The sequence below is a fragment of the Micromonospora sp. NPDC047707 genome, from assembly GCF_040704235.1.
GTDB lineage: Bacteria > Actinomycetota > Actinomycetes > Mycobacteriales > Micromonosporaceae > Micromonospora.
In genome coordinates this window covers 60,139-81,409 of sequence record NZ_JBEYSU010000024.1, presented here as the reverse complement: position 1 = coordinate 81,409, position 21,271 = coordinate 60,139, and the positions used below count along the sequence as shown (strand labels likewise).

Here is a 21,271-nt window from a genome sequence, read left to right as displayed (position 1 = left end):
CGGCGCCTCGTGCCGGTGGTGTGCCGGCGGTCACGTGCGGCGGGTCGGCGGCCGGCGGCTGCACGCCCACCGCCCGGTCGCGGGTCACCCACGCCACCATGAACACCGCCGTCCAGGCCACCCCGAGCAGGAGCCCGGTGAGGGCGCTGCTGCCCGTGCTCAGGCCCAGGTAGAGCCGGGCGCCGCCGACGCCGACGACGCCGGCGGCGGCGACCGTCCACGCGGCGACCGCGACCGGCCAGCGCGCGCCCCGGGACAGCAGCCACGCGAGGGTGCACAGGCTCGCGGTGACCACCGCATCCTGGGTCGGGAACAGGACCGGCGGCCCGGACCCGTCCGGGCGGGCCAGGTCGGCCGCCGCCGCGAGCACCACCAGCGGCACGAACGCGCCGGCGGTGCCGAGCACGCTGAGCAGGTCGGCCTGCCAGGGCCGGTGCCGCCAGGCCAGCACGCCGGCCACGACCGCCACCACCACGATCAGCACCGGCCCGCGCAGCACCGACACGACCGTGAGGGTCACGTCGACGGCCTCCGGGGTGCGGCGGGCCGCGAACCAGTCGGCGATCGCGCCGTCGACCACCGACAGGCCGCTGTGCCGGACCACGGCGCCGAGCACCCAGGCGACGGCGAGCCCGGCCAGGAAGAGCAGCAGGAGACCGGCGGCCAGGTTGAGCAGCAGGGTCCAGCCGGGCCCGATGTGCATGGCGAGCAGGAAGAACAGCACCCCGTACCGGCCGGTGAGCCAGCGCACCGGCGGCAGCGCGCCCGCCCGGGCCAGCAGCGCCCGGACCGGATCCGGGTTGCGGCCCAGCCAGCGCCCGACCAGCAGCACCGCGACCACCGCGCCCAGCAGCACCAGCACCGCCCCGGTGGCCCGGCCCAGCAGGTGCGACACCGTCTCGTACGACTCGCCGGCCAGGTTGCCGGCGAGCACGGAGGCACCCACCCAGGTCACCACCCCGGCCAGGTTGAACGGCGCGAACCGCCGGTACGGCATGTCCGCCGCCCCGGCCAGCCGGGGCACCAGGGTCCGGGCGAAGGCCACCCAGCGGGCGGTGAACACGCCCCGGCCGCCCAGCCGGCCGAGCATCGCGTCCGCCCGGCTCCACCGCTGCGGACCGATCCGGGCGCCGAAGCGGCTCGCGCGCAGCCGCGGCCCGTACCGGCGGCCGGCGCGGAAGGCGAGTGTGTCTCCGATCACGGCCGCGACCACCATCACCAGCAGCGCCGGGCCGAGCCGTAACGTCCCCGCGTACGCTAGGAAACCGACCAGCAGCAGGGTCGCCTCGCCCGGCACCAGCAGTCCGAAGATCACGGCGGTCTCCGCCGCGACGATCAGGGCGGCGATCAGGTAGATCAGCAGGGGCGGCAGGCCCTGCAGTGCGGTCACCAGGTCGTGCATCTGACCCCCATGAACACGAGGGTCAGCATGCCAGCCGTGCCAACGGCTGGGACATATGTTTCGCCAGAGACCCGGGCCAACTGGGGGATCACCCCGACGCGACCCCGGCAACCGCAGACAGGAGAGTATGGAGGGTATGCAGCTTCGCACCGACCTCCGCAACGTCGCCATCATCGCCCACGTCGACCACGGCAAGACGACCCTGGTCGACGCCATGTTGCGGCAGGCCGGCGCCTACGGCGCCCGTGGTGAGGTGACCGAGCGGGTCATGGACTCGATGGACCTCGAGCGGGAGAAGGGCATCACCATCCTCGCCAAGAACACCGGCGTGCGGTACCTGCCGACGGACGGGTCCGACCCGGTCACCATCAACATCATCGACACCCCCGGGCACGCCGACTTCGGCGGCGAGGTGGAGCGCGGCCTCACCATGGTCGACGGCGTCGTGCTGCTGGTCGACGCCAGCGAGGGCCCGCTGCCGCAGACCCGGTTCGTGCTCCGCAAGGCGCTCAAGGCCCGGATGCCGATCATCCTGGTGATCAACAAGGTGGACCGCCCCGACGCCCGGATCAAGGAGGTCGTGGACGACACGTACGAGCTGTTCCTCGACCTCGACGCCGACGAGGAGCAGATCGACTTCCCGATCGTCTACGCGTGCGCCCGCGACGGCATCGCCTCGCTCACCCAGCCCGCCGACGGCTCGGTCCCGCAGGACAGCCACAACCTGGAGCCGCTGTTCCGCACCCTGCTCGACACCATCCCGCCGCCCGCGTACGACGAGGAGGCCCCGCTCCAGGCGCACGTCACCAACCTCGACGCCTCGCCGTTCCTCGGCCGGCTCGCGCTGTGCCGGGTGCGGCAGGGGACGATCGCCAAGGGCCAGACCGTGGCCTGGTGCCGCACCGACGGCAGCACCCAGCGGGTCCGCATCTCCGAGCTGCTGATGACCGAGGGCCTGGAGCGCAAGCCCGCCGACTCCGCCGGGCCGGGCGACATCATCGCCGTGGCCGGCATCCCGGAGATCATGATCGGTGAGACGCTCGCCGACGCCGAGGACCCGCAGCCGCTGCCGCTGATCACCGTCGACGAGCCGGCCATCTCGATGACCATCGGCACCAACACCTCGCCGCTGGTCGGCCGGGTCAAGGGCGCCAAGGTCACCGCCCGCATGGTCAAGGACCGGCTCGACAAGGAGCTGATCGGCAACGTGTCGCTGCGGGTGCTGCCCACCGAGCGCCCCGACGCGTGGGAGGTGCAGGGCCGCGGTGAACTGGCCCTCGCGATCCTGGTCGAGCAGATGCGCCGCGAGTCGTACGAGCTGACCGTCGGCAAGCCGCAGGTCGTCACCAAGGAGATCGACGGGAAGACCTGCGAGCCGGTGGAGCGGCTGACCATCGACGCCCCGGAGGAGTACCTGGGCGCGATCACCCAGCTCCTCGCCACCCGCAAGGGCCGGATGGAACAGCTGGTCAACCACGGGACCGGCTGGATCCGCATGGAGTGGCTCGTCCCCGCGCGCGGCCTCATCGGCTTCCGCACCGAGTTCCTCACCGAGACCCGGGGCACCGGCATCCTGCACCACGTCTTCGAGTCGTACGAGCCGTGGTTCGGCGAGCTGCGGACCCGCAACAACGGCTCCCTGGTGGCCGACCGGTCCGGCTCCGTCACCGCGTTCGCCATGACCAACCTCCAGGAGCGTGGCCAGCTCTTCGTCGAGCCCGGCACCGAGGTGTACGAGGGCATGATCGTCGGGGAGAACTCCCGCTCCGACGACATGGACGTCAACATCACCAAGGAGAAGAAGCTCACCAACATGCGCTCCTCCACGGCGGACGAGACCGAGAAGCTGATCCCGCCGCGGAAGTTGTCGCTGGAGCAGGCCCTCGAGTTCTGCCGCGAGGACGAGTGCGTCGAGGTGACCCCGGCGGCGGTCCGCATCCGCAAGGTGGTGCTCGACCAGACGCAGCGGGCGCGCACCGCCGCCCGCCGCAAGCACGCCGGCTGAGCACCGGCAGGGGCCCCGCACCACGCCGTCGTGGTGCGGGGCCCCTGCGCACCGCTACCCTCGGCGGGTGATCTTCGACGCGCTGGACGCTCACCTCGACCGGGTGCCCGGCACCGTGTCCGCGTACGTGGGCCGCCTCGACACGCCCCCCACCTGGACCCGGCACCCGGATGCGACCCACTACGCGGCGAGCACGATGAAGGTGGCCGTGCTGGTGGCGCTGCACCGCGCCGCCGAGGCCGGCCGCCTCGACCTCGACGCTCCGGCCCCGGTCCGCAACGAGTTCGACTCCGCGCTGCCCGGCGCGCCCCGCTTCTCCTGCGCCCAGCACTACGACAACGACGACACCGTCTGGGACCGGGCCGGCGGCGCCGCACCCCTGCGCTGGCTCGCCGAGCGCATGATCGTCCGGTCCAGCAACCTCGCCACCAACGTGATCATCGACCAGGTCGGCCTGCCGGCCGTGGCCGACGTGTGGGCCCGCGCCGGAGCCCGGCACAGCGTCACCGGCCGCGGCATCGAGGACTTCGCCGCCCGGGACGCCGGCATCACCAACCTGGTCACCGCCGCCGACCTGGCCGCTCTCCTCGGCGGCCTGGCGCGCGGCGCCGCCCGGCCCGGCCCGCTGGCCGCACCGGAGAGCTGCGCCGCGATGCTCGACACCCTCGCCGCGCAGGAGCACCGCGAGGACCTCGCCGCCGGCCTGCCCGCCGGCACGCGCATCGCCCACAAGAACGGCTGGGTCCGCGGCGTCCGCCACGGCGTCGGCGTCGTCGCGCCCGACGACGCGCCCCCGTACGTCATCGCCGTCTGCACCACCACCGACGCCGCCGACGGCGGACCGAGCGGCGAGGACGTCGAGGAGGACGCCTGCCGCCTCATCGCCCGCATCTCCCGCGAGGCCTGGAACGCCCGCCACAACCTGACCTGACCGCTGCGCCGCGAGGAGCCACCATGCCGTCCCGTCGTGTCCTGCTGGCCGCGTTCGCCGTCGTGGCCGCCGCGAACCTGCTCGCCAACGCCACCGGCAGCGCCATCGGTGAACTCCTCACCAAGCCGCTGCTGATGCCGCTGCTCGCCGCGTACCTCTGGCGGGCCGGCACCGACCGCGGCGCCCGGCCCGACCGGCTCGTCCTCGCCGCGCTGGCCTTCTCCACCGGCGGCGACGTCGCGCTGCTCGGCGACGGCGACGCGGCCTTCCTCGCCGGGATGGCGCTGTTCCTGGCCGCGCACGTCTGCTACGTCGCGGCCTTCACCCGGGACGGCGCCGCCGCCGCGCTGCGCCGCCCGCCGCTGGCCGCCGTCCCGCTGGGGTACGCGGTGCTGACCGTCGCCGCGCTCGCCTGGATGTGGCCGGGACTGAGCGACGCCGGCCTGGCGGTGCCCGTCGCCGGGTACGCGGCGGCCCTGGCCACCATGGCGAGCACCGCCGCCGCGCACGGCTGGCGCGTCGGCCTCGGTGGCGCGCTCTTCCTCGGCTCCGACCTGCTCATCGCCACCGGCGTCGCCGGAGTGGGGACCCTGCCCGGCCCACCGATCTGGGTGATGGCCACCTACGCCGCCGGTCAGGCCCTCATCGTCACGGGCTGGGCCGCCCGCCCCACCGCTCCCGCACCGGTCACTCCAGCAGCCGCGCCCGCAGCGCCGTGACCAGATCGTCGTTCACCCCGAGCCCGTCGCGCAGGTACGCCCCGAACGACCCGTGCACCCGCCGCACCTCGTCGTACGCGGCGTCGAGGTACTCGTCGCGCACCTCCAGCACCGGGCGTACCGCGTCGACGTCCAGGTCCGGCTGCCGCCGGCGCATCGCGGTCAGGATCACCTCGCGCAGGCTCTCCGTCAGCGGGTTGTTGGCCAGGTAGTCGGCGCGGACCGCCGCCTCGTCCACCCCGAGCGCGTGCAGCAGCACCACCGTCAGCCAGCCGGTGCGGTCCTTGCCGGCCGAGCAGTGGTAGAGCAACGGCAGATTGTCCGCCTCGGTCGCCAGCCGCACGGCGGTGCCGAACCCGACCCGCGCCGACTCCCCGGTCACGAACCACCGGTAGATCGCCGTCATCGCCGCCGGAGTGCCCTGCCCGGCGAGTTCCGCGTACGCCCCGAGGTCGTGGCCGAGCAGCACCGCCGACACGTAGGTGAAGACCGGGTGCGCCGCGTCGTGAACCGGCAGGTGCACCACCCGCGGCTCGCCCGGCAGCCGGTCCGGCGGGGCGACCGCCTGCTCCGAGGCGTCCCGCAAATCCACCACGCAGGACGGCCCCAGCTTCGCCAGCACCGGCAGGTCCTCGTCGGTCAACCGGCCCAGCGCCGGGGTGCGGATGAGCACCCCGGGGCGTACCCGCCGCCCGTCCGCCCCGACCAGTCCGCCGAGGTCACGCGCGTTCGGCGCGCCCACCAGATCCCACTCGCGCGCCCTCATGCCGCCGCCCCGCCGCGCTCGGCGGCGCCCCGCGGCACCAGTCGGCTGTGCGTGATCCGCTCGCTCATCCGGCCTCCCCATCGCCTGCCCGTCCCCCTATAGGGTGCCCGACATGACGATCACCGCGGTACGCACCCACCGGCTCTCCGCGCCCCTGCACACCCCGTTCGTCACCGCGCTGCGCCGCACCACCACCGTCGACACCCTCGTCGTGGAGGTCGTCGACGCCGACGGGCGCCGCGGCGTCGGCGAGGCGCCGCAGGTGTGGCAGGTGACCGGGGCGTCGACCGCCGGGTCCGAGGCGTGCGTCCGCGAGGTGCTCGGCCCGCTGCTCACCGGCCGGGACCCGGACGACCTGGTGGCCCGCTGCACCGAGGTGGGGCGGGCCGTGGCCGGCAACGAGGCCGCCAAGTCGGCCGTCGACGTCGCCCTGCACGATCTGGCCGCCCGGCGGCTCGGCGTACCGCTGGTGCGGCTGCTCGGGGGCACGGCCCTGCGCGTCCCGACGGACGTCACGCTCGCCGCCGGCGACGCGGTGGACCTCGCGGCCGCCGCCCGGGCGCGCCGGTCCGAGGGCTTCGACGTGCTCAAGCTCAAGGTCGGCACGGACGCGGCCGGCGACCTGGACCGGGTACGCGCGGTCCGCTCCGCGGTCGGCGCGCGGGTCCGCATCCGGCTCGACGCCAACCAGGGCTGGACGCCCCGCGACGCCGTCCGGGTGATCCGGGGCATCGAGGACGCGGGGCTGGATGTGGAACTGGTGGAGCAGCCGGTCCCCCGGTGGGACCTGGACGGCCTGGCCTGGGTCAGCGAACGGGTGTCCACGCCGATCCTCGCCGACGAGGCGGTCTTCGGTGTCCGGGACCTGGTCGAGGTGATCCGCCGGCGCGCGGCCGACCTGGTGAACGTCAAGCTCGCCAAGTGCGGCGGCCTGCACGTCGCCCGTACCCTGCTCGACCTCGCCGTGGCCCATGGCATGGGCACGGTCGTCGGCTCCATGATGGAGACCCAGGTCGGTATCGGCGCGGCGGCCAGCCTGGTCGCGGCGTACGGCACGACCGCCGTCCCGGACCTGGACGCGGCGTGGTGGCTGGCCTGGTCGCCGGTTCGCGGCGGTCCGCGGTACGAGGGCGCGTCGGTGGTCCTCGCCGACGCTCCGGGCCTCGGGATCGACGCGCTCGCTGAAGCAAAGATTCAGCAGGTCGATTGATCTTTGGCGGAAACTTTCATATCGTCGCGGCACGGGCGGCGTGACCTGGGGGTGGACCGTGGAGCTGCAAACCGGCCGCGAGGCCGTCGTCCGGGTCGGTGTCGCCACCCTGTGGGCCTCCCCCGAGGCGGTACGCGCGGTCGACAGCCCTGCCCTCGCCCCGCGCACCGACATCGCCGCCTGGATCGCCGGAATGGACGCCGACCAGCAGGTCGGCGACTGCGTGCTCAGCCAGCTCCTGCTCGGCGAGCGGGTGCTGGTGACCGAGCTGCGTCCCGACGGCTGGGCACACGTCGTCGCGGTGGAACAGCCCGCCAAGCTGGACCCGCGCGGCTACCCCGGCTGGCTCCCGGCCGGCCAGCTCGCCCCGGCGACCGCGCTCCCCGACACCGACCCGCTCGTCGTGGACGCCACCGTCACCGCCCTGCACGCCACGCCCGACGGTCCGGTCCGGCTGCCCGGCGTCGTCCTCGGCACCCGGCTGGCCACGGCCGGCCCGGTCGTGGCCGGCTGGCGGCCGGTGCACGCCCCGGGCCACGACGTGCCGCTCTGGATCCCCGCCCGGCACACCGCCGCCGTCGCGGACGCCGCCCCCACCGCCGAGGAGGTGCTGGCCGTCGCCCGTCGCCTGCTCGACGTCGTGTACGTGTGGGGTGGCGTCTCCTCGTACGGCATCGACTGCTCCGGCCTGGTCCACCTGGCCTGGCGGCGCTTCAACGTACGGCTGCCCCGCGACGCCGACGACCAGGCCACCGCCACCACGCCCCTGCCGCCCGGCAGCGAGCGCCCCGGTGACCTCTACTTCTTCGCCCGCCCCGGACGGGGCATCCACCACATCGGCATCGTCACCGCCGACCCGCGCCCCGGCGACGACCGCCGGATGCTGCACGCCTGCTACCGGCAGCGCCGTGTCCTGGAGGAGCGGCTGCCCGCCGACCGCACCGCCACCCTGGTCGCCGCCCATCGGGTCTGAGCCCGTACGAACGACGGCGGGGGCGCCCCGACCCGGAGCACCCCCGCCGTCACCGGCGTCTCAGCCGCGGGCCTTGACCAGCTCCCGGCGGCGGTCCCGGGACGACTTGACCAGGCTCGCCACGGTGGCCGCCAGCAGGGTTCCGAGGATGACCGTCAACGACAGCCAGATCGGGATGTGCGGGGCCCAGGCGACGTGCTCGCCGCCGTTGATGAACGGCAGGTTGTTGTCCGCGAGGGCCTCCAGCACCAGCTTCACACCGATGAAGCCGAGCACCACCGCGAGGCCGTAGCTGAGGTAGATCAGGCGGTCCAGCAGGCCGCCGAGCAGGAAGTAGAGCTGCCGCAGACCCATCAGCGCGAACACGTTCGCGGTGAACACCAGGTACGGCTCCTGGGTGATACCGAAGATCGCCGGGATCGAGTCGAGCGCGAAGATCAGGTCGGTCGTCCCGATCGCGATCATCACGATCAACATCGGCGTGAACAGGCGGCGGCCGTTCTCGTACGTGGTGAGCTTAGCGCCGTCGTAGTCGCGTGAGATGGGCAGCGCCCGGCGGCTCCACCGGATCAGCACGTTCTCGGTGAACTCGTCCTCGTCCGGCTCGCCCTGCCGGGCCAGGTTGACCGCCGTGTAGATGAGGAAGGCGCCGAAGATGTAGAAGACCCAGGAGAACTGGGAGATCAGCGCGGCACCGGCGGCGATGAAGCCGCCACGCATGACCAGCGCGAGCACGATGCCGACGAGCAGCACCTTCTGCTGGTACTGCCGGGGCACGCCGAAGCGGGCCATGATGATCACGAAGACGAAGAGGTTGTCCACCGAGAGGCTGTACTCGGTCAGCCAGCCCGTGTAGAACTGGCCCGCCGCGCTCGGCCCGGACGCGAGCCAGACGCCCGCGCCGAAGATCAGAGCCAGGGCGACGTAGAAGCCGACCCAGAGGCTCGACTCGCGCACGCTGGGCTCGTGCGGGCGCCGACCGATGATCAGAAGGTCGACGAGCAGGATCGCCGTCAGTGCGACGAGCGTTCCCGCCCACACCGCTCCGGACACGTCCAAGGTTCATTCCTCCGGCAGACACGCAACGTCCGGCACACCGTACGCCCTCACGGGGCGCGGTGAGCCGGTGACGCTGACTCTGGTGACTGTCGGAGGTCTCTTCCGCCGCCGCCCCCGGATGGGACGGCGACCGACGGGGCCGGGTCGCGCCACCGGGGGCCGGCGGTCGACCGTGCTGACGACTCCGTCGCAGGGGAATACTCCCCTCCTCGCCCGTCATTCTCACCCACTGCGGCCAGTAACCGCACCATGGGCGTCCGGTGTCCCTCCCCACCTCTCCGAACGGGAACAGCGCCGATCACCGCGCGTAAGGCTTCCTAGGATGCTAGCCTCCTAGCCTCGACCCGACCCGCGCCCGGCCCTGCCGATCATGCCTGTTTCCTCCTCCGCGCGATCACCCTGGAGATCCGTCCAGCCGGCGGGAAGCCGCCCCCGCCGGGAACCCCGCGCGCGCCGCCGTGCGAGGCTGCGCACATGGTGCTTGAGGTCGCGTTGATCGACGTGCTGCTGGGACACGAGGACAAGTTCGCCGCGGCGTACGCGGAGGGGCACCGGGTGCTCGCCGGCACGCCCGGCTGCCGGTCGGTGCGGATGACCCGGGGCGTGGAGTCACCGTCGCGGTTCGTGCTGCTGGTCGAGTGGGACTCGGTCGAGGCGCACACCGAGAACTTCCGGAACACCGAACGGTTCACCCGGTGGCGCGAGCTGATCGGCCCGCACTTCGCCAACCCGCCGCTGGTCGAGCACTTCGTCGACGTGCCCGCCTGACACTGTCGTACCCGACGCCTATCGTGCTGTCCGCACGCGCCGGTCGCCGGTCCCGACGGGCTCGGGGGCGCCGGGCCCGGACGACCGCGCGGCGCCGCCGTCAACCCTGCGACGGCCACCACGTCAGTCGGCGAGCCGCCAGCCCAGCGCCGCGACCGTCTCCTCCGGTGTCAGCGCGGCCTCCAGCAGCCACCCGGTGAGCCGTTCGTACCGGTCCACGTCGACCGGTGCGACCAGCCGGACGTCGGTGGTCAGCGCCTCCAGCATCACCGTGCGGGGGTCGGCCGGATCCGGGAACGAGTAGCAGGAGTACGGCGTGAGCGGCTGCACCCCGCCGCGCGGGGCCCGGTCGCGGGGCAGCAGGCGGATCGTCACGTTCGCCAGCTCGGCCAGGTCGACGAGGTGCCGGAGCTGCTCGCGCCACACCTCGGGCGGTGTGTCGCCGGCCTCGCACACCGCCTCGGCGAGGATCGCCGTGTAACGGGGTGGGTCCTCCCGCCGCAGCACGTCGTGCCGGATCAGCCGGGCCCGGACGTCCCCCTCGACGTCCACCGTCGGGTCCACCAGGTGGCCGGCGGTGACCCGCAGCCGCGCGTACGCCGGGGTCTGGAGCAGCCCGGGCACGACGGCGGGCTGCCAGTCGACGATGCTCGCCGCACCGGCCTCCAGCTCCGCGTACGTGCGCTGCCGCTCCCCCATCTCGCCCAGCGCCCGCCACCAGCCCCGGCTCGTGGCGGCGTCCCGGGCGATGACGATGAGCGCGTCCCGCTGGGCCGGTGGCACCTGGTAGACGTCGAGCAGGTCCAGCACGTCGGCGAGGTCCGGGCGGCTCTGCCCGAGCTCGATGCGGGACAGCTTGGAGGTGGAGGCCCAGCCGAGCCGGTCGCAGACCTGCTCCAGAGTGAGCGCCTCCCGTCGGCGCAGTTGACGCAGCTCGGCACCGAGTCGCGCGCGTCGGATGACCGGACTTGTTGGCAACGGCATTTCCCGCCTCCCCACCGAGGGAGAGTACGCAGGACGATCACCCAGCGCAATACAACGCTTGCGGAAAGCGACGTTCCCGGGTGTGGCACTGCCGGCCCCGGCCGCTCCGTCGGCCGGGGCCGCCGCGTTCACGGCCGGTACGTGCCGAAGGACCAGACCCGGCCGGCCGGGTCCCGAGCGGCGTAGTCGCGGGAGCCGTAGTCGGTGTCGAAGGGGGCGCGGACGATCTCGGCACCGGCGGCCCGGGCCCGTTCGTGATGGGCGTCCAGATCGTCCACCGCGACGTAGACCGCGTAGTCGTCGTCGGCCGGGCGGCTCCGCGGGCCCGGCCCCGTGCCCACCATGACGATCCCGTCGTCGAAAATCAGTTCGGCGTGCGTGACGGAACCGTCAGGTGTCTCGTGCACCTCGTGCACCCGGAAGCCGAACGCCCGGCACAGCCACTCGATCGCGCCCCGCCCGTCCGGATAGCGGAAGGTCGGATAGATGCTTCTCATGGGGCGATCCTGTCGGCCACCCGGTCAGGCCGGATTGGACGAATGTGATCCCGCCAGCGCGCCGGGGGTGGTGCCGGTGAACTCGCGGAAGTCCCGGATCAGGTGCGACTGGTCGTAGTACCCGCAGCACGCCGCCAGTTCCGCCCACCCGCCGCACCCCCGCCGAGGGACGGCCCCACCGGGCGTCGGCGGGGACACCAGGTCCCGGGAGACGGTCGCGTACGCCCGCTGGAACCGCAACAGCCGGGCGGCGGTCTTCGGTGACACGCCGATCTCCTGCCGGAAGCGGACGGTCAGGTGCCGGCGGCTCCACCCCAGCTCGTCGGCCAGCTCGGCGACGCCGATCCCGCCGGCGGTGCCGGCCAGGCGTCGCCAGGCCCGCCCCAGCCGGGGGTCGACCGGCGCGGTCGCCGCCAGTCGGGTGGCCACCGCGGCGTCGAGCAGCGCGAACCGGCGGGTCCAGGTGGCCTCGCCGGCCAGCCGGTCGCCGAGCCGGGCCAGCCACGGGTCGGGCAGCCGGTCGAGTGCGACCGCCCGGTTGGTCACCTCGTCCAGTGGCAGGTCGAGCAGCCGGCGCGCGGCCAACGGGGTGAGGATCAGCTCGATCCCCGTGCCGACGCCCCGTGTCGTGGTCGTGCACCACCCGTCGTACGGGCCGGCGACGAACGAGGTCACCCCGACGGCGCCGGGCGCGGCCGCCCGCGGGTCCACGACGTCCAGCGGGTCGCCCCAGCCGAGGACGAGCACGACGAACGCGCCGGCCGCCTGACGCCGCACCAGCGGGAGCGGCGCGGTCTCCCGGTAGCCGAGGTAGTGGTCGACGAACGGGCGCAACCGCGCCTCCGGCGTGCCGACCACCACCTCGTCCATGGTCATCCCCGGGCGCTCACTTCACGCCGGCGGCGTCCATGCCCCGCAGTTCCTTCTTCAGCTCGGCGATCTCGTCGCGGATCCGGGCCGCCAGCTCGAACTGCAACTCCCGGGCGGCGGCGAGCATCTGGTCGTTCAGCTCCTGGATCAACTCCGCAAGCTCGGCCCGGGCCATCCCCTCCCGGGCGGGACCGGCGGCCCGACCCCGGCTGCGGGTCTCCTTGACCGGCGCCTTGCCCCGGGAGAGCTGCCGCACCGCCCCGCCGACCCGGGTGTCGGTGTCCTCCGCCTCCCGGTAGATGTCGTCGAGGATGTCGTGGATCTTCTTGCGCAGCGGCTCGGGGCTGATGCCGTTCGCCTCGTTGTGCGCGATCTGCTTGGCCCGCCGGCGGTTGGTCTCCTCGATCGCTTCCGCCATCGACGGGGTGATCTTGTCCGCGTACATGTGGACCTGGCCGGAGACGTTGCGCGCCGCGCGGCCGATCGTCTGGATCAGCGACCGGCCGCTGCGCAGGAAGCCCTCCTTGTCCGCGTCGAGGATGGCGACCAGCGACACCTCGGGCAGGTCGAGGCCTTCGCGCAGCAGGTTGATGCCGACCAGCACGTCGTAGTCACCCTTGCGCAGCTCGCGCAGCAGCTCGACCCGGCGCAGCGTGTCCACCTCGGAGTGCAGGTACCGCACGCGGATGCCGTTCTCCAGGAGGTAGTCCGACAGGTCCTCGGCCATCTTCTTGGTCAACGTGGTGACCAGGACCCGCTCGTCCCGCTCGGTGCGCAGCTTGATCTCGTGCATGAGATCGTCGATCTGGCCCTTGGTCGGCTTGACGACCACCTCCGGGTCGACCAGGCCGGTCGGACGGATCACCTGCTCGACGAACTCGCCCTGGGCGTGCTCCAGCTCCCACGGGCCGGGGGTGGCCGACAGGAACACCATCTGGCCGACCCGCTCCAGGAACTCGTCGAAGCGCAGCGGCCGGTTGTCGGCGGCGCTGGGCAGCCGGAAGCCGTGATCGATCAGCATGCGCTTGCGGGAGGCGTCACCCTCGTACATGCCGCCGATCTGCGGGATCGTCACGTGCGACTCGTCGACGACGGTGAGGAAGTCGTCCGGGAAGTAGTCGAGGAGGCAGTGCGGCGGGCTGCCGGGCAGCCGACCGTCGATGTGCATCGAGTAGTTCTCGATGCCGGAGCAGAAGCCGACCTGCCGCATCATCTCGATGTCGTACGTGGTGCGCATCCGCAGCCGCTGCGCCTCCAGCAGCTTGCCCTGCCGCTCCAGCTCGGCCAGCCGCTCACCCAGCTCGGTCTCGATGTCGCGGATCGCCCGCTCCATCCGCTCCGGGCCGGCCGCGTAGTGCGTCGCCGGGAAGATCAGCAGGTGGTCGACCTCACGGACGACGTCACCGGTGAGCGGGTTGAGGTAGTAGAGCTTCTCCACCTCGTCGCCGAACAGCTCGATCCGGACCGCCAGCTCCTCGTACGCCGGAATGATCTCCAGGGTGTCGCCGCGGACGCGGAACGTGCCCCGCTGGAAGGCCATGTCGTTGCGGGTGTACTGGATGTCGACGAGGCGGCGCAGCAACTGGTCCCGGTCCAGCTCCTGGCCGACGGCGACCCGGACGGCGCGGTCCAGGTACTCCTCGGGGGTGCCCAGGCCGTAGATCGCCGAGACGGTGGCGACCACCACCACGTCGCGGCGGGTCAGCAGCGACATCGTCGCCGAGTGGCGCAGCCGCTCGACCTCCTCGTTGATCGAGGAGTCCTTCTCGATGTACGTGTCGGTCTGCGGAATGTACGCCTCGGGCTGGTAGTAGTCGTAGTAGGAGACGAAGTACTCCACCGCGTTGTGCGGCAGCAGCTCGCTGAACTCCTTCGCCAGCTGGGCGCAGAGCGTCTTGTTGGGGGCCAGCACCAGCGTGGGGCGCTGCATCCGCTCGATGAGCCACGCCGTGGTGGCGCTCTTGCCGGTGCCGGTCGCACCGAGCAGCACCGTGTGACGGTCGCCGCGCCGGACCCGCCGCTCCAGATCGTCGATCGCGGCCGGCTGGTCACCGGCCGGCTGGAACTCACTGATGACCTGGAAACGGCCGTCGAGCCGGGGAATGTCGAGCGCCATGACATCCACGGTACGCCCGGGGTCCGACACCCCGGGCCGACTACCGACGGTCCGTGATCGGCTTCGATATTCCCATTGTGTGCCCCATCCCACAGGACTACGCTTTTCGCGTAGGCCGCTCGCGGCGGCCGACCGGGCCGGTGGCCGGGCCCTCGACGGCCGGCCGCCCCCGGCACAGGGGTCGCAGCACCCGTTTCCGGAGTGCGCACCCGACGTGGTCGCGCTGACGGCGCTGACCGGCCGCCGCGAGCGCCCCTACACGTCACCCCCGGCCGGTGAAATCCGTTCAACCTCGCGTGGAGTCCTCCGCCCGCCGCCGCACGCCACCCGAACCGGAGCGCCCGCCGGCCGCCGGCCCCGCTCCGCACCCGGTCGACCCCGACCACGTCGAGCCGGATCCGCCGCCGACGCCCGGCGACATGGCACCGGCCCGCACCGCGGCGCCCGGCACCGCCCCACGCGGCGCCCGCCGGCGCCGGATCCCCGGCGGCGTCCCTCCCCCGGCACCCCACCGCCCGCTGCCCGACGGTACCCAGACCGGTCAGCTTCCCCGGGTGCTCACCGGCCGCCGCCGCACCACCCTCCTGGTGCTCGCGGCGGTGGCCCTGGTCTCCGCCGTCGCCCTGGTCGTCGGTCTGCTGAGCTGGGCGCCCCGACCGTCGGACCCGCCCCGCGCGCTGACCGCCGAGGAGCGGACGCGGCTCGCGGCGATGCGGGTCACCAACTACCGCGACCTGCGGGCCGGCGTGCGTCTGACGGCGGGAACCGGCGGCGAGCGCACCGAACTGGTCGGCTGGGTGGACTGGTCCCGCCCCCTGGTCTACCTCGACGTCGGTGGACCGGGCGCGGGCCCCGCCCGAGGGCTCCTCCAGGCCACGCCGTCGACGGTGGTCCTGCGGCCGGACCCCTACGCCGTACCGACCCCGGCGCCCCCGCCCCTGGTGCCGCCGGCCGACCGGTGGCGCCTGACCGCGCTGCCCGCCGGCGGGCGCCTCGCCCCCGTCCTCGATCTGCTGTTCGGGCTCGCGGCCGACCGGCCCGACGCGCCGGCCGCCGACACGGCGCGCTGGACCGGCCGGACCGACGTGGCGGCCCAGCCGGTGGACGTCCTGACCGCGCCGCTGCCGGCACCCGCCGACGCCGCCACGCCCGGGCTTCCGGACGGGCGCTGGTGGGTGGACGGCGACGCCCGGCTGCACCGGCTCGAGGTCCGGCTGCCCGGCGCCGGTCCGGTCACCGTGCAGCTCAACCGCACCGACCGGCCCACCCTGCGCCCGGTGGACGCCCTGGGCGGACGACCCGGGACGCCACGGGCGCTCACCCCCGCCGAGCAGCGCCGCCTGGAACGGCTCCCCGCGCGCCTGCGCGACGTGGGCGGGGCGACCGTCACGGTCACCGCCCCGCTCGGAACCGGCACGAACCTGCGCGGCGCCGGCTGGCTCACCTGGAGTCGGCGGGACGCCTACCTCGTCGTCGCCGACCTCGACGTGCCCGGGCGACGGACGCTGGTGCGGCACGACGCCGGCCGCGCGACCCGGACGGACGTGCCGGCGGGCACCGTCCCCGGCACCGTGGAGACGCCCGGCCGCCCGCCGCTGCCGGTGCCGGTGGGCGGCTGGCGGGCCGCGCCCGCCGACGACCTCACCACGCTGGTGGCGACCGCCCTGCGGGCCGGAACCGCCGCGCCGACCGGCACCGCCCGACGGATCCGCGAAGACAGCCTCGCCGGGACCGGCGTCGACGTGGTGGAGTTACGGTCGTCCGGTGCGCAGCTGCGCTACTGGATCGACCGGTCCGGCCTGCTGCGCCGGCTGGAACTGCCGACCCGGGCACACACCTGGGCGCAGCTCGACCTGGTGCCGGGGTCGGTGCCCCGACTCGACGCCGCACGCACCACCACGTCGGGCGGGCGGTGACCGGTCAGGGCCGCCAGCCGGTCTGCACGGCCCACTCCTCGGCCCGCAGGTGCTCCTCGTCGAACCACGGGTCCTTCGCCGTCGAGTAGGTGACGGCGTCCGGCGCGGAGGCGGCCAGCTCGCGCTTGAGCAGCAGATACGCCGCCCGCTGGTCCGGGTCCGCCCGCAGGTGGTCCCGCATCAGCAGCGCGTACCGCCAGCCCGGCGAGCCGGCTTCCCGGACGTGCAGGTACGCCGGCCGGGCCGGGTCGGCGCTGCCGTGCAGCCGCTTCTCCCACCGGTCGTCACCGGGCAGCCGGGGCGTGTCCCACCACTCGCCGGGCAGGCGCGGGAAACCCGCCTCGGCGAGACGCTCGGCCAGCGGCCCGTCGGCGTCGGCGAGGCGCGGCACGGTGAGCTGGACGTCGATCACGTCCTTGGCGGCGAGGCCGGGGACCGCCGTGGAGCCGATGTGGTCGATCCGCAGGTCGGCCGGGGCGACGGCGTGCCGGATCCGGGCGGCCAGCCGGGCGTACTGCAGCGGCCACGTCGGGTCCGCCTCGATCAGTTCGACCCGCGGCGGTCGGACCGCACGCCGTTGGCGGACGTTCGCCTCGTAGGGCAGCAGTCGGTCCGCCCAGAGCGCGTCGACCGCGGCGTGCAGCTCGGCGAGGGTGCCGTCGTTGGTGAGCACCACGTCGGCCGCCGCCCGCCGGCGGGTGTCGTCGGCCTGCGCGGCGATCCGCCGCCGGGCCTCCGCCGGGTCCATCCCCCGGTCCCGCGCCAGCCGCTGCAACCGCGTCGGCACGGCCGTCTCCGCCACGACCACCAGGTGGTACGTGGGCGCGAGCCCCACCTCCACCAGCAGCGGCACGTCGTTGACCACGATCGCGTCCGGCCCCGCCGCGGCGACCAGCTCGGCGCTGCGCACCCGCACCCGCGGATGGATGATCGACTCCAGCGTCCGGCGGGCGTTCTCATCGGCGAAGACCACGGCGCCCAGCGCGGCGCGGTCCAGCGCACCGTCGGGGGCGAGCACGCGCTCGGAGAAGGTGGCGACGATCTCGGCGAGCCCCTCGGTGCCGGGGGCGACCACCTCCCGGGAGATCCGGTCGGAGTCGACGACCACGGCGCCCCGCTCGGCCAGCCGGGCCGCCACCGCGCTCTTGCCGGAACCGATCCCGCCCGTCAATCCCACCTTCAACACGGCACCAGTCAACCGGATCATCCGCGACGTGCCAAACCGGACTCGGGCCGCGCGATGTCCGGCCGCGCGTCGCGGTGACGCCGGCATCGCGCTGTCCGGCCTGGCCGGATGCCGCGATGGCGTTGGCATGGAGTGGATCACGAGGTCGAGGTGATCGACTCAGCCTGCGGCAGCTCGGGCCTCGTCGCGGCAGGACGGGCCCGGTACGCCCCGTCCCGCGCCGATCACGTGTGGTGGCCGGCTCGACGGCCGGCGTGGAAACGGCGAGGGCCCCGCCCCCGGCGATCTGTCGATCGCGGGGACGGGGCCCGTCGTCAGCGACGGCTCCGGGCGCTGCGGCGTCAGGCGCGCCGAGCTGGAGTTGTCGTGAGGGTCACTTGCCGCCGGCGAGCTTCTCCCGCAGCGCGGCGAGCGCCTCGTCGGTGGCGAGGGTGCCGGCCGGCTCCTCGGCCTGCCGGCTCGGGGCCGGGCTGGTCGTGGTGGTGGTGCCGGTGGCCGGAGCCGGGGCGGCGGCCGCCTCGGCGTCGGCGGCGCGGGAGGTCTGCACCTGCTTCTGGTGGGCCTCCCAGCGCTGGCGCGCCTCGGCGTACTGCTGCTCCCAGGTCTCGCGCTGCTTCTCGTACCCCTCGAGCCACTCGCCCGTCTCCGGGTCGAAGCCCTCCGGGTAGATGTAGTTGCCCTCGGCGTCGTAGGTCGCGGCCATGCCGTAGAGGGTCGGGTCGAAGTGCTCCTCGCCCTCGACGAAGCCCTCGTTGGCCTGCTTCAGCGACAGCGAGATCCGGCGACGCTCCAGGTCGATGTCGATGACCTTGACCATGACCTCGGAGCCGACCTGGACGACCTGCTCCGGGATCTCCACGTGGCGCTCGGCCAGCTCGGAGATGTGGACCAGGCCCTCGATGCCGTCGTCGACCCGGACGAACGCGCCGAACGGCACCAGCTTGGTGACCTTACCGGGCACGATCTGCTGGATCGCGTGGGTGCGGGCGAACTGCCGCCACGGGTCCTCCTGGGTCGCCTTCAGCGACAGCGAGACCCGCTCGCGGTCCAGGTCGACGTCCAGGACCTCGACCTCGACCTCCTGGCCCACCTCGACGACCTCGGACGGGTGGTCGATGTGCTTCCAGGACAGCTCGGAGACGTGCACCAGGCCGTCCACGCCGCCCAGGTCGACGAAGGCGCCGAAGTTGACGATCGAGGACACGACGCCCTTGCGGACCTGGCCCTTCTGGAGCTTGTTGAGGAACTCGGTGCGCACCTCGGACTGCGTCTGCTCCAGCCAGGCCCGGCGGGACAGGACCACGTTGTTGCGGTTCTTGTCCAGCTCGATGATCTTGGCCTCGAGCTCGCGGCCGACGTACGGCTGCAGGTCACGCACCCGCCGCATCTCGACCAGGGAGGCCGGCAGGAAGCCGCGCAGGCCGATGTCGAGGATGAGGCCACCCTTGACCACCTCGATGACCGAGCCGCGGACGACGCCGTCCTCGTCCTTGATCTTCTCGATCGTGCCCCAGGCGCGCTCGTACTGGGCGCGCTTCTTCGAGAGGATCAGACGCCCCTCCTTGTCCTCCTTCTGGAGGACAAGGGCCTCGATGTGGTCGCCGACCGACACCACCTCGGCCGGGTCCACGTCGTGCTTGATCGACAGCTCCCGAGAGGGGATGACACCCTCGGTCTTGTAGCCGATGTCGAGCAGGACCTCGTCCCGATCGACCTTGACGACGGTGCCTTCGACAATGTCGCCGTCGTTGAAGTACTTGATGGTCTCGTCGATCGCGGCGAGGAAAGCCTCCTCGGAACCGAGATCGTCGACGGTGACCTTGGTGGCGCTCGAGGGGGCCTCGATGCTGCTCGTCATGTGGGCGGTTGCTCCGGTCGGATGGGTTGTCATCACGGACGTGGGCCGCGGTGACCTGTTCGCGCCAGCGGATCCGCCGCCGGGCACACCCTACGATCGCTGATGGGGATCATGATGTGGCTCCGTCGACCGCGCACCTGCTCCCTGCCGAGGCACACGATCCGCGAGCGCATCGTCTAGCCTACCCGCTGCATTACCACAGCGTGCAAGCCCTCCCACCTCATCGCTACCTCGTCAGCTGCGAAAGCGGAGATTTCAGCCCGAACTCGCCTCGTTTGTCACGCGAGTCACACCGGCCCCACCGGGCAAGGATAGTGCGTGGTCGGGAGGCCGAGGACCGACGCGCCGACGGCCCCGCCGGCCGCCGGCGCCGGGTCGCCGCCTAGCGTGAGCGGGTGGACGACGACAGCCGGGTGGCCCGCCGCACCGTCGGCGACGCCGAGGCGCGCCGCGCCAACCGCCGGTGGTGGGACGGCGACGCCGACGCGTACCAGGCCGAGCACGGAGCCTTCCTGGGCGACGTGGACTTCGTCTGGTGTCCCGAGGGGCTGCGCGAGGCGGACGCGCGCCTCCTCGGCGAGGTGTCCGGGCGGCGGGTGCTGGAACTGGGGGCCGGAGCCGCCGCCGCGGCCCGGTGGCTGGCCACGCAGGGAGCCCGGCCGGTCGCCCTGGACCTGTCCGCCGGCATGTTGCGGCACGCGGCGCTCGCCGCCGACCACACCGGGGTACGCGTACCGCTGGTGCAGGCCGACGCGCTCGCCCTGCCGTTCGCGGACGCCGCGTTCGACGTGGTGTGCACGGCGTTCGGCGCGGTCCCGTTCGTCGCGGACTCGGCGGCCGTCATGCGGGAGGTCGCCCGGGTGCTGCGTCCCGGGGGGCGCTGGGTCTTCTCGGTGACCCACCCGATGCGCTGGATCTTCCTCGACGATCCGGGCGAGCACGGGCTGACCGCCGTGCACTCGTACTTCGACCGCTCCCCCTACGTGGAGCAGGACGAGCACGGGGTCGCCACGTACGTCGAGCAGCACCGCACGCTCGGCGACCGGATCCGGGAGCTGGTGGGCGCGGGCTTCCGGCTGGTCGACCTGGTCGAGCCGGAGTGGCCGGAGGGGCACGAGGGAATCTGGGGCCAGTGGAGCCCGCTACGGGGGCGGCTCTTCCCCGGCACGGCCATCTTCGTCACCGAGAAACCGCCCGCCTGAGGACCGGACCCGCGGGGACCGGACGCCTGAGTACCGGACACGCGTGAGGACACCGACGTGCGGCGGTACGGGCCGGTGGCCGACGGCGCGGAGCCAGCCGGGCGAGACCGGTCACGCCCCGGTGGCGGTCGTTTCCGCTCCTCCCCTCCGGGTAACCGGACGGCATGGCCAAGCAGGAGTTCCGCGAGGGTGACCACGTGTCCTGGGCCAGCCACAGCGGCCGGGCCCACGGCGTGGTCAAGGAGAAGCTCATCGACCGGACGCATGTACGCGGGCACACCGTCGACGCGTCACCGGAGGACCCGCAGTACCGCATCCGCAACGACCACTCGGGGCGGGACGTCGCCCACCGGCCGGAGGCGCTGCGCCATGAGCGGCGGTGACCAGGACCGGGACACCTACCGGGAGTTCACCGAGGCGGTGAACATGAAGCCCCGCGAGCTGTCCACGTGGCTGGAGACCGACGAGTCCAAGCACGTCGGCTGGCGCCGGAAGGGCGCCAAGAGCGGCGAGTCGGTCGGCCACGAGTCCGGCCGGAAGATCATCGACCTGTTGCGCCGTAAGCGTGGCGACCTCTCCGAGGCCGACTACAAGCACATGCGCAAGGTCGTCGGCTACGTCCGCCGGCACATGGCTCAGCGGCCCAGCGGCGACGTCCGCGACACCCGGTGGCGGTACTCCCTGATGAACTGGGGGCACGACCCCCTGAAGGGACCGCTTCCGCCGCCGGGCGGCCCGTCGAGGAAGGCGCTGGAGCGGCGCGGGGCGCCGCCGAAGGAACGCCGGGGCCCGGGCCGGTAGCCGGCGGG

General features: G+C 73.4%; 18 protein-coding genes and 1 pseudogene. 10 read left to right on the top strand and 9 right to left on the bottom strand.

What is annotated here, in order from left to right; translation table 11 throughout:
* Positions 1–61 precede the first annotated feature (61 nt).
* Positions 62–1,402, bottom strand: a pseudogene (locus tag AB0873_RS22910) (DedA family protein); the annotation flags it as partial.
* A gap of 136 nt (positions 1,403–1,538) precedes the next feature.
* Here AB0873_RS22910 and typA point away from each other — a divergent pair.
* The 3 genes from typA (at position 1,539) to AB0873_RS22895 (ending at position 5,057) form a co-directional block, all read left to right on the top strand.
* A complete protein-coding gene (gene typA / locus AB0873_RS22905) occupies positions 1,539–3,407 on the top strand; it encodes a translational GTPase TypA (RefSeq protein WP_155331213.1) in 1,869 nt (622 codons plus the stop codon).
* Between the two features lie 67 nt (positions 3,408–3,474).
* A complete protein-coding gene (locus AB0873_RS22900) occupies positions 3,475–4,338 on the top strand; it encodes a serine hydrolase (RefSeq protein ID WP_366602005.1) in 864 nt (287 codons plus the stop codon).
* A 23-nt stretch (positions 4,339–4,361) separates the two neighbouring features.
* A complete protein-coding gene (locus tag AB0873_RS22895) occupies positions 4,362–5,057 on the top strand; it encodes a lysoplasmalogenase (protein WP_366602003.1) in 696 nt (231 codons plus the stop codon).
* Here the strand turns inward: AB0873_RS22895 and AB0873_RS22890 are convergent.
* Entirely contained in the window at positions 5,026–5,823 is a 798-nt protein-coding gene (locus tag AB0873_RS22890; protein ID WP_366602001.1) for a tyrosine-protein phosphatase, read from the bottom strand. The genes AB0873_RS22895 and AB0873_RS22890 overlap by 32 nt on opposite strands.
* A gap of 112 nt (positions 5,824–5,935) precedes the next feature.
* Here AB0873_RS22890 and AB0873_RS22885 point away from each other — a divergent pair, with 112 nt between their 5' ends.
* Entirely contained in the window at positions 5,936–7,033 is a 1,098-nt protein-coding gene (locus tag AB0873_RS22885; protein WP_366601999.1) for a dipeptide epimerase, read from the top strand.
* A gap of 58 nt (positions 7,034–7,091) precedes the next feature.
* Entirely contained in the window at positions 7,092–8,006 is a 915-nt protein-coding gene (locus tag AB0873_RS22880) for an NlpC/P60 family protein (RefSeq protein WP_366601997.1), read from the top strand.
* A gap of 60 nt (positions 8,007–8,066) precedes the next feature.
* On the opposite strand, the gene AB0873_RS22875 is transcribed toward AB0873_RS22880, so the two are convergent.
* On the bottom strand, positions 8,067–9,065 hold the full coding sequence (locus AB0873_RS22875) for a TerC family protein (protein WP_155331207.1): 999 nt from the start codon (positions 9,063–9,065) through the stop codon (positions 8,067–8,069).
* Positions 9,066–9,539: 474 nt separating this feature from the next.
* Between AB0873_RS22875 and AB0873_RS22870 the strand changes: the two genes are divergently transcribed.
* Complete coding sequence (locus AB0873_RS22870; RefSeq protein ID WP_366601995.1) at positions 9,540–9,833, top strand: antibiotic biosynthesis monooxygenase family protein; 294 nt, start codon at positions 9,540–9,542, stop codon at positions 9,831–9,833.
* Between the two features lie 123 nt (positions 9,834–9,956).
* On the opposite strand, the gene AB0873_RS22865 is transcribed toward AB0873_RS22870, so the two are convergent.
* The 4 genes from AB0873_RS22865 to uvrB all read right to left on the bottom strand — a co-directional run bounded on the left by AB0873_RS22865 (position 9,957) and on the right by uvrB (position 14,300).
* Positions 9,957–10,817: a helix-turn-helix transcriptional regulator gene (locus AB0873_RS22865; protein WP_366602026.1), complete on the bottom strand. Its 861-nt coding sequence runs from the start codon at positions 10,815–10,817 to the stop codon at positions 9,957–9,959.
* Between the two features lie 128 nt (positions 10,818–10,945).
* Positions 10,946–11,314: a VOC family protein gene (locus AB0873_RS22860; protein ID WP_155331204.1), complete on the bottom strand. Its 369-nt coding sequence runs from the start codon at positions 11,312–11,314 to the stop codon at positions 10,946–10,948.
* 24 nt (positions 11,315–11,338) lie between these two features.
* Positions 11,339–12,190 (bottom strand): AraC family transcriptional regulator, encoded by an 852-nt coding sequence (locus AB0873_RS22855; protein WP_230689025.1) that lies wholly within the window; start codon positions 12,188–12,190, stop codon positions 11,339–11,341.
* Positions 12,191–12,200: 10 nt separating this feature from the next.
* On the bottom strand, positions 12,201–14,300 hold the full coding sequence (gene uvrB, locus AB0873_RS22850) for an excinuclease ABC subunit UvrB (protein ID WP_155331203.1): 2,100 nt from the start codon (positions 14,298–14,300) through the stop codon (positions 12,201–12,203).
* A gap of 296 nt (positions 14,301–14,596) precedes the next feature.
* Between uvrB and AB0873_RS22845 the strand changes: the two genes are divergently transcribed.
* Entirely contained in the window at positions 14,597–16,216 is a 1,620-nt protein-coding gene (locus tag AB0873_RS22845; RefSeq protein ID WP_366601993.1) for a hypothetical protein, read from the top strand.
* 4 nt (positions 16,217–16,220) lie between these two features.
* Here AB0873_RS22845 and coaE read toward each other — a convergent pair whose 3' ends face one another.
* Both coaE and rpsA read right to left on the bottom strand, forming a co-directional pair.
* The gene (gene coaE, locus AB0873_RS22840; RefSeq protein WP_366601991.1) at positions 16,221–17,402 is read right to left on the bottom strand and encodes a dephospho-CoA kinase; all 1,182 of its coding nucleotides are present in this window, start codon (positions 17,400–17,402) and stop codon (positions 16,221–16,223) included.
* Between the two features lie 373 nt (positions 17,403–17,775).
* Positions 17,776–19,260: a 30S ribosomal protein S1 gene (gene rpsA / locus AB0873_RS22835; protein ID WP_366601989.1), complete on the bottom strand. Its 1,485-nt coding sequence runs from the start codon at positions 19,258–19,260 to the stop codon at positions 17,776–17,778.
* Positions 19,261–19,655: 395 nt separating this feature from the next.
* On the opposite strand from rpsA, the gene AB0873_RS22830 reads away from it, so the two are divergent.
* The 3 genes from AB0873_RS22830 to AB0873_RS22820 all read left to right on the top strand — a co-directional run bounded on the left by AB0873_RS22830 (position 19,656) and on the right by AB0873_RS22820 (position 21,263).
* Positions 19,656–20,462 carry a class I SAM-dependent methyltransferase gene (locus AB0873_RS22830; protein WP_366601987.1) on the top strand — a complete coding sequence of 269 codons (807 nt, stop codon included), beginning with the start codon at positions 19,656–19,658 and terminating at the stop codon, positions 20,460–20,462.
* A gap of 164 nt (positions 20,463–20,626) precedes the next feature.
* On the top strand, positions 20,627–20,845 hold the full coding sequence (locus AB0873_RS22825; protein ID WP_155331198.1) for a DUF2945 domain-containing protein: 219 nt from the start codon (positions 20,627–20,629) through the stop codon (positions 20,843–20,845).
* A complete protein-coding gene (locus AB0873_RS22820) occupies positions 20,832–21,263 on the top strand; it encodes a DUF3140 domain-containing protein (RefSeq protein WP_155331197.1) in 432 nt (143 codons plus the stop codon). Before AB0873_RS22825 ends, AB0873_RS22820 begins: the two co-directional genes overlap by 14 nt.
* Positions 21,264–21,271: the final 8 nt, after the last annotated feature.